Source organism: Fontibacillus phaseoli, assembly GCF_003337355.1.
GTDB lineage: Bacteria > Bacillota > Bacilli > Paenibacillales > Paenibacillaceae > Fontibacillus > Fontibacillus phaseoli.
This window is the reverse complement of sequence record NZ_QPJW01000001.1, coordinates 956785-969392: the sequence shown is the minus strand read 5'-3', so window position 1 is coordinate 969392 and position 12608 is coordinate 956785. Positions and strand designations below refer to the sequence as shown.

Here is a 12608-nt window from a genome sequence, read left to right as displayed (position 1 = left end):
CCCGGAGCGGCCACGACCTTAGTCCAGTATTATTTCCGCCTTCAGTCCGTTTCGGTATTCCCGGAAAGGCCGTACCATGTTAATATCAAATGAAAGAAGTACAAATGGAATACATAACCAAATAACCAATAATTTAATGGCGGTTGAATAATCATGAAAAATAACAAGCAAATCTTCATTCTTCTTAGTAATCCCAATACGGTTGTTGCGAAAATGATAGGCTTATACACGAGAGCCCCTTATAATCATGCTTCGATAGCATTTGATTCCCAGCTCGGCGAAGTTTACAGCTTTGGGCGAAAACACCCGATGCTTCCCATATTCGGCGGTTTCGTAAAAGAAAATATCCATGCCCGCGTCTTCGAGCGAGCCACCTGTGCGGTTTACAGCTACACCGTAAGCGAGGCAACCTATATCGAAATGCGGGCTTACGTCCGGCAATTCGAAGAGAACAAGGACCTCTACAGCTATAATTTCCTCGGGATTCTCGGCATCGTCTTGAATATGGAGCTCGGCGGAGAGAATTCCTACTTCTGCTCCCAATTTGTCAGCAGCGTATTCCAAAATGCGGGCGTCAAGCTGCTTGACAAGTCCGCCGGCCTTACGACGCCCGATGATTTTTCCACTTGTTCATTCCTGAAACTCATCTTCCGTGGCGAAATGGAAATATACCGGCGCAATTATTGCCATCTTTCCAGTGCGGCAGCCTTGGAGCAGCGCTCCATGTATGCTGCAAACTGACCGCTCTCCGAACACAACAAGGCCGTTATGCAGTCTTATATTGCAAAACGGTCTTTTTTCTGTCCAAGTCGCAAACCCTGCAATATTGTGCATGAAAAGTCGGAAGACCGGAAAGCATCTCAACTACACTAAGACTTAGAGGGAGGTTAACACCATGGATTTGCTGAAAAGTATGAACCGGGCCATGAACTATCTCGAACAGCATCTGACCGATGACATCGATATGTTGGAAGTAGCAAAGATCGCATGCTGCTCGGAATATCATTTTAAAAGAATGTTCTCCTTCCTGGCCGGGATTCCGTTGTCGGAATATATCCGCCGCAGGCGGCTCACGCTCGCTGCACTGGAACTGAGAAACAGCGGTCTAAGAATCATCGACGTGGCGGTTAAGTATGGGTACAGCTCGCCTGATTCTTTTACCAGAGCTTTTACCGGATTGCATGGAGTCAATCCTTCCGAAGCCAGAGATAACGGTTCGTTGCTTAAAGCCTATCCGCAAATGACCTTCCAGCTAACGATCAAAGGAGGAAGCGAAATGAATTTTCGGGTTGTGGAGAAGGACGCCTTCCGCATTGCTGGAATTATGAAAAGAGTGCCCATCATCTTCGAAGGAGTCAATCCTCATATGGCATCGATGTGGGAAAGTTTAACCGAGGAGAAGATCAACAGGCTAAAACAATTAAGTGATGTGGAGCCGGTAGGCCTGATCAGCGGTTCCACCAATTTTTCGGAAGGGCGTATGGAGGAAAAAGGCGGGCTTGATCATTATATCGGTGTGGCAACGACCAAAGAGTGTCCGGACGATTTCGTTGCCTTGGAAGTTTCTGCTTCGACCTGGGCCGTCTTTGAAGCGGTGGGCCCATTCCCCTCGATGCTGCAAGAAGTGTGGGGCCGCATTTATTCAGAATGGTTCCCATCCACCGGCTATGAAGCTACCGAGGGGCCGGAAATACTGTGGAACGAGCATAAAGACTTGACCGATCCCGCTTTCAGAAGTCAAATCTGGATTCCTGTCAAGAAAAGCAGCTAACAAAAAAACTGTGGAGTCAAGGCGGGTCTGCCTCACTCCACAGTTTTTTTACGGGCTAATTTAAAGGTCCTTGCTTAAGCGGTAGCCCGCGCAGGTAAATCCGGAATATTCATAAAATGATTTGGATGTCAAATTGTTGTCTCCTGCTACGGAAACAAACATCTGAGAGCTGCAGCGCTGTCTTCCCCAGGATTCCGCTTCAAGAAGAAGACGTTTGCCGATCCCGTTTCCTCTGTGCTTCTCGTCAACGACCATCGCCGTAATGCGAGTAACAGGCTTCACCATATCATGCGTCTGATGCTGCTTCAGAAAGATCGTTCCGATCACAACGCCATCGACTTCCGCTACCAAACTGCATAGTTGATCGTGGCCTTCCAGCATAGAAAGACGTTCCTTCAATACACTTGGCGTAGTCGGATAGCGAAGCTGGCGCATCAGAGGAAGCATAGCATGCACATCTTCACTGCAACATCTGCGGATCACGAGTGCCGGAGCACAAACCTGAATACTCAATTGGACCATTCCACCTTTAATAGACTCGCCGCTTGCTTGGCGCGGCTGCGGGCTGTTTCTACGTCATCTGCGCTGCTAAGTGCGACAGCCATCCGTCTGCCTGGTTTGGACAACGGTTTGCCAAAGACGCGGATCTGCGTTCTTGGCAGGCTGAGCGCTTCATCCATTCCGCCGATCAGAAAATCTTCCCCTTCACGAACAGCTTTTAAGGTAGCCGAAGCTCCGGGCGTCAAGAGTTCCACCGACGGAATCGGAAATCCCAGAATCGCCCGGACATGCAGGGCAAATTCCGATAGATCCTGACTCACCATCGTCACCATCCCCGTATCATGGGGTCTTGGCGACACTTCGCTAAAGACGATCCCTTCCGACGTTACAAACAATTCCACGCCGAATAATCCGTAACCGCCGAGTGCGTCGGTAATTTTCAGAGCGATGGACTGGGCCTCGCGAAGCTGACCCTCACTCAAAGGATGAGGCTGCCAAGATTCCACATAATCCCCGTCTTGCTGGATATGCCCGATTGGAGGGCAAAAGACCGTACCTGAGGAAGAACGCACGGTAAGGAGCGTAATCTCGCTCGTAAACGGGACAAACGCCTCTACGATCACCCGCATTTTCTTGGCACGGGCACCTTCCAAGGCCAGATTCCAGCAACCGGCAGCCTCTTCCTGCCTGCGGCATACGCTTTGACCTTTGCCGGACGAACTCATCAAAGGCTTGATTACGCAAGGAACGCCGATTTCAGCCACGGCTGCTTCCAATTCTTCGAGACCGTCCGCAAATCGATAGGCGGCAGTCGGGAGACCCAGTTCTTCGGCCGCGAGCCGTCGGATCCCTTCACGGTCCATGGTAAGAAGAGCGGCTTTTGCCGTAGGAATCACCGTAAAGCCCTCCTGCTCCAATTCCACCAGTACCTTTGTAGCGATCGCCTCAATTTCGGGTACGACGAGATCCGGAGAAACCCGGACAATCAGCGCTCTTAATGCTTCTTCGTCGAGCATGTCCAAGCAATAAGCTTCATGGGCCACGCCCATCGCCGGTGCATGCTCATACCGGTCGGCGACAATGGTTCGGAGACCGAGACGCTGCGCTTCAATGATGACTTCCTTGCCCAGTTCCCCACCGCCAAGCAGCATGATACTCTTGGCGCGATCTGATACAGGAGCACCCCACATGAGTTCCGATATCCCCCTTGATTTTACATAGTTCTACTTCTATTTTCATGTTTAATTGACAATAATGCAATAGTCCAAATTTAAACTCCGGTACATTTCGACAAAAAGTTACAATTTTCGAAACTGTGACATTAGTCACCGAAAACCGAAACTAATGAATTTAAGACGCTTATTACCTCATTCCACTGTGTTTCATCTTCCTGATCGGCATTTTCCGGTCCCGCCGCAAGTTGGGCCATGGCTGACTCCCATTCCTCCCATTCCGACTCATACCGGGAAGCCAACTCGGAGAAACGTCGTGCGGTTTCCGAGCAGTAAAACCTTGCAAGTTCCTGCCCTGCTTCCTCCGTCGCCTCTTTCAGGATCTTCTCGATTGGTTCCGAGAGGACTTCGCGAAGTTTTTGTTTGCCGCCTCCCTCAAAAAAAGCTCTCGGGCTTTTAAAGTAGGACAAGTAATCCTCGGCACGCAGGCGCTGCTGCAGCGTTCCCTCCCGGATCTCAGGGGATGTCCAAGCGAAAGAAAAAGGCTCCAGAGTAAAGACGGGAACGTTTTTTAAGCTTTCTTTTACCTTCTTGTACCACTCTATTGCCCCCGATGCCACCAAGTGATCGCACTTCTTCTCCAGCCTTAATGTAGTGGCTTGAAGCTCACGCTCCAGTTCGACGGACAATTGGCTCAGCCATCCGCGGAATGAAGCCGCGAACTTCACTTTAAGATTGCCGCCGTCTTCCTGCAGCAGGGTCGGATGGAAAAATTCGTGAAACATATCTCCCGCCGACAGCCGAAGCCGGTTCCGCACATGAAACAGCAATTCCTCTGCTTCCTGCCGCAAAGTAATGCTTTGATCGTTCTCCGCCAAATTTTGCAGCAAGCCGGTAAGTTTCCGCTTGTCTTCCTGAATAATTGCCAACATCTCCTGCCGTTCCTCGCGGCTCTGAGCCAGCGCTCCGCTCCATTCCCGGGCCCGCTCCATCACGGTTTCCAACTCGCGCCGGGCGGTATTCACTGCAAGCCCGGTGAGCTCTGTGCCAATAAAATCAAAGAACGCATCTTCGAATTGCGCAAATCCAGGTTCTGCAAATGGTTCTCCGTCATCTAAAGTCTTAGCCGTGAGCGCAGCGAGGCTGGAAACGGCATGAATTCGCGGCTCCTCAATACCCGCTCCGCGCAATCCGTCACTCACATGCTCCACGACCATAGCCAGTTCTTCCGGGCTGGAAGCCAAATCTGCAGCATTCACGATAAAAAACATCTTATCGAGTGCAAAGCTCCCCTTTACCCGCCCGAGATGTGCCAGAAACTGACGATCAGCCCGGGAAAAAGCATGGTTATAGTAAGTGACGTACAATAATGCGTCACTATTCTTCATATATTGAAACGTCACGCCGGTATGGCGGGCATGAATCGAATCCGCGCCCGGCGTATCTACAATTACGATCCCCTGTTCCGTAAGCGGACAGGCGTAATAAAGATCCATCTGCTCAACAAAACAGGCTTTACTCTCCTCAGCTACATATGAGGCAAATTCTTCTAATCCGGTTATCCTGACTGTTCCTAGTAAGGGCGCACTTTCGTCCCAGCCGGAAGCGGCGGCCTTCAAAAAGCTGTAATGGGCGCGTCCCGTCGGGGGGACATCCGCCACTCGCAGTTTATGCACGGCATCCCGCCAGTTCCGTTCCTTCCAGCTTCCGAGTTGCAGCGCTTCAAAAGAGTACGCGAGGTCTTCATGCATCGCCTCAGGCGACTTGAAAATAATTTTCGCGCGTCCGTGCTCCATACCGTCCTCGGGAGCAAGGATACGGTTGATCGCCGCCGTGGTCGGATGCGGCGATACAGGCAGTACCGCCCCGCCGAGCAGCGCGTTGGCGAAGGAAGACTTGCCCGCGCTGAACGCCCCGAACAGCGCGACCGTGAAGCGGCCGCCCCGCAGGTGGGACGCACGGGCGTGCAGTTCCCGTACTCCGGACCCGAAGGCCGGATACGGGGACAGTGCCTCCGCCGCGGCATCCAGCGCCGCGGCGGCTGCCATGAGCCGCTGCCGGCCTGCGGTAGCGGCCGGCGGCGCCATGGCTGCGCTGGGCGTTACGCCTGCGGCGGCAGCGGCGGCTGAGTCCGTCGCTTGGGCGGACTCCGTTTGCTGCGGCGCGGATGCGCTCGCACGCGCCGGCGATACCGGTGGCGGCGGCTGCTGCGCAGGCTGCCGCGTCGCCGGAACGCCCCTCACCTCCGGCAGAAGGCCGGGAGGGAGGGACGCGGGGGGGCCGAGCAGCGCGTGCAATTGCTCGGCACGCTCATAAGCGGCAGCGCGCTGCGCTTGCAGCTGCGCTCCGGCCGCAGACCGTGCGAGCAAAGCCTCGCGCTGCGCGGCAAGAGATGCCTGCGCCGACACCAGGCGCGGTGCCAGGGCGTCCAGCAGCCCGTCCAAAAGGACGAGGGCCGCGCGGCGGTACCGGCCGGTAATGCCGGCCGCGACATCCGCGGTATAGCGAAGCGTATACTCGCCGGATAGAACCGCGCCGTCTTTGGCCGGTCCGCTGATCCAGGCTTCCTCCGCCCTAGGGAGCTCCTGCTCCATCCGGCTCTCCCAAGCCGGATCCCAGAGCTCATGGCTACGGCCGAACTTGCGGAGCAAGTCACGGACATGCCAGTCCACCTGGGCGTCCCCCTGTTCTTTCAGCTTCGCTAAGAAATCATCGCTGCGCCGCTGCTGTTCCCGTTCCGTTTTGCCGCGTTGAAACAGCAGCCCCGTCTTGAATCCGGGCTGCCGGCTTTCCAGATAAAGTCCCGCGGCTTCCCGAAGCCCGGGCGTCATTAAATAAGCGCTGCCCAGGAGAGAGTCCAGTTCCATGAGCCACTCGCGGCGCAAAGATTCCATCTTGTCCTGGCTGCTTTCGAGCTCATGATCAAGAGCAAGCAACTCTGTTTTCAATGCTTCAACTTGCTTCTCGCCTCCGACTTCGGCCAACAACCGCTCTTGCTCCTCTTCCCCCGCCGCCTTGCAGCGTTTCAGGTAATCCTCGCCACCGTGGAGAAGCGAGCAGGTAATACTATACTCTAAAAGCCCCTGCGGAGAACTTAAGAGGGATTGTATCGTTTGTTTCAGTATTGGCAGCATATTTAAACGATGCTCAGGCTCTTTCAACGAAATATAAAAAACCCCGGCAGTAACAATATTCCACAGTTCAAAAGCCTGCTCCACCGAGGCGCGGTAATTCTCAAACTTCAACTCGCGTTCCCGGTGCTTATCGATCTGATTAACAACCAGATAAAACGGTTTTCCCCAGTCGGCAAGCCGCCTTGCAAAGGAGAGGTTACTTTCGGAAAGCACATGGTTATAATCCATCACATAAAAAACAACATCGCCCAAATGCAGCGCGGAATTTGTCGCCAAAGCATGAGCCGCATCCCCGGAGTCCACACCGGGAGTATCCAGCAACACGCCATGATCCCTTAACAGAGGGATATCGTCCCAAATCGAGACCATCTCATATGAATTGCCGTCCCGGCAATATTCATCCAGCGAATCCAGAGTAACCTCAAGCGTTTTTGTCCGTCCCTCTCTACCATTCAATGGATCAACCGGCGTTAACATCGCCTTGGGCGGGCCGTGATGCAACGCCGCGATATTGGCCGTCGTCGGGATCGGTCCTGAAGGAAGTACCGCTTTTCCGCACAAAGTATTAATCAAGCTTGACTTACCCGCAGAAAAATGACCACAAAACGACAGCGTCAATTTTCCCGCTGACCATTTTTCGCGCAAATCATGAACCTCCCGACGCACAGCGGCATCTCCATGTAAAGCATACCATTCTTCCAACGTGACAAGTTGTTCATCCAAATTGAAGTCATGTCTCTTTGTAATCGTTTCCATCGGCGCACTCCTTCTTCCAGCCTTAAGCTTGGCTTAAAGCACGAAAGTCCCAATTCAACTTGATCTATTGTAAATACATACATTTTACCCTACCCATTAAGGACATGGAAGCTTTCCCGGATAATTCATTAAAATTGTGAATAATACTAAAAAAGCACTGTACTGCTTGCTAAAAACACCTTATTTGTACGCCTAAAACGGACAAACGCTCAAAAATGTCCACCCAAAAGTGGATATTCGGGTATCCTCTCACGAAAAACAAAGAAATCATTATTTAGTAATCCAATTCGGCTGAAAATACTATATATAGGAATTTTTTAATAACTACGATGTATCTCTCCCGGAGAACAGTGTCCACCCTTTTAAAAACAAATCCCCAAAATATCCGTCCTGGATGGACAAGCTGCACAGCATCAACGACAATGTTTCGGGGTTTCGGGGTTTCGGGGTTTCGGGGTTTCGGGGTTTCGGGGTTTCGGGGTTTCGGGCCTTCCAAACTTCGGGATTATAGGACTGGTCCGAAACACAAAAAAAACGGCAGCCGGGAAGTTGGGCCCGGCAGCCGAGTAAACTCGTCTATGTTATTACAAAGAAGCAGATTCTACTTCATCCGCTTCGGACGGAATCAAAATTTCAAACACTTTACCGTGCTGCAAAATCGTAATTCCTTTGCTACGGTCTTTCATTACAACCACTTCGGGTTTAACCGACATACGCTCAAGATAGTGCTTCGGTACTTCACCAGAGTCGCTGACCGTTACGCCTTCCAGTTCACGCTCGTCATTTTCCTGCAATTCGATTTCAATTACTTTTTCAAAAACATCGGAAAACAATTCAAAATTGTCTGTATAAACGGAAATGCATTTCATGGGTTCTCATCCTCTACAATCGTTGTCTTTTTTTGTCACTCTTCTCTATTTTTACTGACTTGTGACCTTTTCATACGTTTTTTGCCTTCTCTGCACACATCGAGTAGTGGACAAACCTGGCAGTTCGGATTTTGGGCTTTGCAATGGTACCTGCCGAAAAAAATCAGCCGATGATGCGTTAATGTCCACTCTTCCCGTGGAACGCGCTTCATCAATTTCTTCTCGACTTCCAGCACCGAATCGTTCCAATTCGCCAGCCCAAGCCGCTTACTGACCCGCTCTACGTGTGTATCCACCGCAATGGCAGGTACGCCAAAAGCATTGGAAACCACCACGTTGGCGGTTTTTCTACCTACGCCCGGCAGTGTCACCAACTGATCATGCTCGCTCGGCACATCTCCGCCATACTGCTCAATCAAAATTCTGCACAGGTTCTGAATATGCTTCGCTTTGCTGCGGAACAGGCCGATTCTGCGAATATCCTGTTCCAGTTCTTCCAGCGGAACGGAGATGTAGTCTTCGGGTGTTTTGTATTTTTGGAACAAATCCACCGTGACTTTGTTTACCGTCGCATCGGTGCACTGTGCCGACAACAATACAGCGATCGTCAATTCGAAAGCGTTACTGTGATCGAGCTCGCAATGCGCGTCCGGAAACATAGCGGCGATGGTGTCCAGGATATGGCGCACCCCGGCAGCATTCATTCCTCCACCCCCTAGAGGTAATTTAATAATTTCTCTTTTGATCACGATGTATTGCTCCGAAGCATACTCGACATCGAATCTTGCATTCAGCCGGGCCTTCCGGTGCTCACGTAGGCTTCTCCTACGTTCCGCTCCTCTGTCCCTATCTTCTTGCAACCTTCTCGGTGCTACCTTTGGATACCTTCTCCCGACGTTCAAAAAACCGCCTTGAGCGGAAATATCCCGCATCAAGACGGTTATTCTCACGAAAACGATTATTGTTTTTCTACTTCAACCAGCTTGTCGCCACTGAAATACAGAACAATTTTATCATTTTCTTGGAGGGATTGCACGGATAATGTCGTGTCACCTTGGTGAATATATGTTTCCGGTGTCACAACAAAGCGATAATTGTTTTCGGCGAGATTGGATCTGAAGATAATAATTTCTTTGCTTACCCCGTCATAACGCGACATTTTCCGCTCTAGCGGAGTCAATACCTGAATGACAATCGAACCATCGGTATCCTTACGGACTTCGACATGATCCGACGTTGTCAGGCTGGCAATGCCGGTGCTGACCGCTGTACCGCGCACGACCTTGACTCCTTTACTCAAGGAGAACGTCTCCTGTGACCCGGTAAAAGACTTCACGATCAAGTTCGATGCATCCACGCTCAACACTTTGCCCAGCGTCAGCTTGACGATTTGGAGCGAGCTTGCATTCCAGCCGTTAAAGACAACATTGATCGTTTGACCCGCTTGGATGTCAGAGACTTTGATGGCCATTCCGTTATCCGCCAGCAATGTCGCTTGATCTACATAGAAATCTTTCGAGATTCCGTTGGCCATCACACGAATCCGGCTATTCGTATTATTCACCGAAACGACCTGGAATTGAACCGCCGTCTTCACGGCCAAAGTTTGCAGGACGTCCTGATTCGAGGACAAAATAGCGGCTACCGGTTCGCCGACTTTGATATCAGCAAGCGTAGCGCTGCTCTTTCCATAAATTTCAATGGATGGCGCGGTTCCTTGATAGGTCAAAGTAGTCGTTTTGCCGGAAGGCAGAAGGATGGAAATTTTCTTGGCGTTCGTATCCGCTGACAAGAAGGTTCCTTCGTATTTATAAACAACCTGCAAAGATAATACCCGGTCTCCAATATGCGTTACGCTGATTTTTCTGCCTTCGGACAACAAGGACTCCGCCCCTGACAGTGTTGGCGTCGTTGAATTGTACTCGACTTTTGTCTTGTCATCCAACGTAAAAGCGTGAACCTTCTTTGCCGAATCGACAACCATCAAAGCTTTATACTTTGCTTCATACTTCACGACGGACAGGTCGTTAAGCTGCTCCGATTGACGGCCAGTAACTACGATTTTGGTAATTTGATCGTCCGGGCTCAGCGTTAACTCCACTTTGTCGCCGCCGTTTACATCCGCGATCAGATCAGTCAGCGCTGCTTCGGCTATGCCGTTGATAACAATGGTCGGCTTGTCTGCAAGAGATTTAATTTCCGCCTTGCCGGCAGAATTCGTAAAGCTCAGCAGTTTGCTTCCTTCAAGGCTCAGCAAGGTTCCGGTCACGGTCCGTTCCATCCCTTGGGTAATTTCCAAACGTGTCAACACATTGTTTTCAACGGCATACTTGACAGAAGCCCCGGTTTGAATTTCACCTGCATTGTTCAGAAGCTGATTTTGGTAGACGATCACAGAACTGTCGTTGAATTTGTAAGTTTCCGTATTCCCGGATGCATCTTTGATCCGGATAGTCTTATCCGTCAGGCTGACCGCATCCACGGTCCCATTGCCGGTTTTGTTGACGATCGCGGATTTCACTTGAACGATCACCGGCTTCTTCTCCGCACTGAACGTTTCCCGCTGTACAATGATGGTGCTGTCGTTCGTTAGATTTTCCACACTGATTGGATTCCCGTTTTGATCCAGAAAGCTTGTACTGCTGTCGAACGTGTAGGTTATTGAGTCATTGTTGATCAGCATGAGCAGTTTGTTGCCCGAAAGCACACGGAGCAGCGTTCCTTCGGTCTGTTCCAACTGCTGTTTCGCATCCCGGACTTCTACATAAGCCGCAGACCCGACTTTATCGACTGCGAGAACTTTCGTATACAGTTGAAGTTGATTTTTGGAGCTCTTGGTTTCGGAATCTTTTGTAAAATACACGGAGCGGCTATCAAGCGTAAAGCTCTTCATTTTACCGTTCGTATACAACGTCAGCTTATTGTCCGTCAGTTCCGTTACAATACCTTCGTAGACGGTATCGTAGCCCGGAGTGACATATTCGCCGCCGCGGCTGAAGAACGTGGCAAGTTGCGCCCGCGTCACCTTGCCTAGCGGATCAAACTTGTTCCCCTCCACCCCTTTGGTCAACTCAAGCTGCACCGCAACATTGACATAACCGCGGGCGGACGCCGTAATACTGGCTTGGTCGGCAAAACCGGTAGCTGCTCCGGCAGCTGCTTTTGCTTCGGCATCTTTGCCCAGCGCACGCACCAGAATTTTTGCTACCCACTCACGCGACGCTTTTTTCTCGCCCCAGGATTCTTTGGCTCCCGTTGCTTTGACTTCCTCACTTTTATCGATCAGCTTCTGCTGAACCGCAAGTTCCAGGTAAGGTTTGAAATAATTGCCCACCTTCATGTCCGAAGGAGCGCCCGCGCCGTCCCCGAGCTTGGATTCCAGATTCATAAAACGGATCGCCATCGTAATCGCTTCCTGTTGGGTTACGCTGTCACCCGGGCGAAACTTTCCGGCGTCGCCAAGAATAATCCCTTCGGCAGCCAGCTTGTATATATGCTTTTCCGCCCAGAATCCGTCTTTCACATCGCTAAAAATCAAGGAGGTAGCAGCAACTTGCTTAGTCGTTGCCGAACCGGCAGCCTGATCCGCAAATGCAGCCGCTCCTCCGCTAAGGCACATTGCCGTCACAAGCATGGTGGATACTGCCTTCTTGGTGCTTCGTCTAAAAGTACGTTTATAAGATGACATTACATTCTCCCCTTTTAAAAAATGTTCACTTTACCATGTTCGACGGCCGGCCCCCCGGTTCCTTTAAATATCGACTAATTTCTTATCATCGGATGTTCAAGCTCTTCATGACCCATCAAGGTATCGACTTGCTTTCCGTCAACTAGCAGTTCAATCGACTTTACTTCCTGGAACTGAAACATCGTCTGTTTCAACGCGTCCAGGGCTAACACTTCGCCCCCGGCACCCAGACGGGCTTCATCCGGAAGCGTAATGTCGATACTCAGTTCTCCATTCTCAAGCTTGGCCGTGTGAAACTCGACTTTCCCCCACAAAGGGATCAAATCCGAACTCCCGCTCTCTTTTAGCGTTTTCAGAGCCGCCAAATACTTGTCTTGCTCTTCCTTGTACGTAATCTCTGCGGACACCTTCTTAAGCTCAAGCAACTGATCATCCGTAAAGAACGAATCGATCGTTTTCTTAATCGATTCCTCTTCTGAAGTTTGACCACCAGAAGCTTGTCCCGGTGTCTGTACTCCCGATGATCCGGAAGTAACCGGATCTGAAGATGTTTCGTCTTGATTTGTCTCGGTGCTATTCCCGGCAGCCCCGCTAACGGGGCTGTCAGCCGGAGCAGCTCCAGGCTTTTGCCCGCACCCGGTACTCAAAGCGAGTAGGAGAACGAGCATCCCGGTGATATAAAATTTTCTGTTCATTGTCGCTTCCTCCTTAACCGAA

9 protein-coding genes are annotated in these 12608 nt (G+C 51.1%); 2 read left to right on the top strand and 7 right to left on the bottom strand.

Features of this window, described 5'->3' with window-relative positions; genetic code table 11:
• The first annotated feature begins 153 nt into the window (after positions 1 to 153).
• Together DFP94_RS04810 and DFP94_RS04805 are read left to right on the top strand one after the other, a co-directional pair.
• Positions 154 to 741 (top strand): C40 family peptidase, encoded by a 588-nt coding sequence (locus DFP94_RS04810; RefSeq protein ID WP_114495267.1) that lies wholly within the window; start codon positions 154 to 156, stop codon positions 739 to 741.
• A 154-nt stretch (positions 742 to 895) separates the two neighbouring features.
• On the top strand, positions 896 to 1771 hold the full coding sequence (locus DFP94_RS04805; protein WP_114495266.1) for an AraC family transcriptional regulator: 876 nt from the start codon (positions 896 to 898) through the stop codon (positions 1769 to 1771).
• Between the two features lie 60 nt (positions 1772 to 1831).
• Here the strand turns inward: DFP94_RS04805 and DFP94_RS04800 are convergent, their stop codons facing one another.
• From DFP94_RS04800 to DFP94_RS04770, 7 genes are all read right to left on the bottom strand, one after another.
• Positions 1832 to 2284 (bottom strand): GNAT family N-acetyltransferase, encoded by a 453-nt coding sequence (locus DFP94_RS04800; protein WP_245954479.1) that lies wholly within the window; start codon positions 2282 to 2284, stop codon positions 1832 to 1834.
• Positions 2281 to 3462 (bottom strand): formate-dependent phosphoribosylglycinamide formyltransferase, encoded by a 1182-nt coding sequence (purT, locus tag DFP94_RS04795; protein WP_114495265.1) that lies wholly within the window; start codon positions 3460 to 3462, stop codon positions 2281 to 2283. The genes DFP94_RS04800 and purT overlap by 4 nt, the downstream gene beginning before the upstream one ends.
• Before the next feature lie 131 nt (positions 3463 to 3593).
• Positions 3594 to 7334, bottom strand: a complete 3741-nt coding sequence (locus tag DFP94_RS04790; RefSeq protein ID WP_114495264.1) for a dynamin family protein — start codon at positions 7332 to 7334, stop codon at positions 3594 to 3596.
• Between the two features lie 584 nt (positions 7335 to 7918).
• Complete coding sequence (locus tag DFP94_RS04785; protein ID WP_114495263.1) at positions 7919 to 8203, bottom strand: NAD/NADP transhydrogenase alpha subunit; 285 nt, start codon at positions 8201 to 8203, stop codon at positions 7919 to 7921.
• A gap of 35 nt (positions 8204 to 8238) precedes the next feature.
• The gene (nth, locus tag DFP94_RS04780) at positions 8239 to 8907 is read right to left on the bottom strand and encodes an endonuclease III (RefSeq protein ID WP_114495262.1); all 669 of its coding nucleotides are present in this window, start codon (positions 8905 to 8907) and stop codon (positions 8239 to 8241) included.
• A gap of 254 nt (positions 8908 to 9161) precedes the next feature.
• On the bottom strand, positions 9162 to 11891 hold the full coding sequence (locus tag DFP94_RS04775; protein WP_114495261.1) for an S-layer homology domain-containing protein: 2730 nt from the start codon (positions 11889 to 11891) through the stop codon (positions 9162 to 9164).
• Positions 11892 to 11965: 74 nt separating this feature from the next.
• The gene (locus tag DFP94_RS04770; protein WP_114495260.1) at positions 11966 to 12586 is read right to left on the bottom strand and encodes a GerMN domain-containing protein; all 621 of its coding nucleotides are present in this window, start codon (positions 12584 to 12586) and stop codon (positions 11966 to 11968) included.
• Positions 12587 to 12608 lie beyond the last annotated feature (22 nt).

Bases quoted from the DNA above. Each gene is read 5' to 3' on its own strand.
- DFP94_RS04810 (WP_114495267.1), top strand. From the start codon at position 154: ATGAAAAATAACAAGCAAATCTTCATTCTTCTTAGTAATCCCAATACG.
- DFP94_RS04805 (WP_114495266.1), top strand. From the start codon at position 896: ATGGATTTGCTGAAAAGTATGAACCGGGCCATGAACTATCTCGAACAG.
- DFP94_RS04775 (WP_114495261.1), bottom strand. From the start codon at position 11,891: ATGTCATCTTATAAACGTACTTTTAGACGAAGCACCAAGAAGGCAGTA.
- DFP94_RS04790 (WP_114495264.1), bottom strand. From the start codon at position 7,334: ATGGAAACGATTACAAAGAGACATGACTTCAATTTGGATGAACAACTT.
- DFP94_RS04770 (WP_114495260.1), bottom strand. From the start codon at position 12,586: ATGAACAGAAAATTTTATATCACCGGGATGCTCGTTCTCCTACTCGCT.
- DFP94_RS04785 (WP_114495263.1), bottom strand. From the start codon at position 8,203: ATGAAATGCATTTCCGTTTATACAGACAATTTTGAATTGTTTTCCGAT.
- purT (WP_114495265.1), bottom strand. From the start codon at position 3,462: ATGTGGGGTGCTCCTGTATCAGATCGCGCCAAGAGTATCATGCTGCTT.
- nth (WP_114495262.1), bottom strand. From the start codon at position 8,907: ATGAATGCTGCCGGGGTGCGCCATATCCTGGACACCATCGCCGCTATG.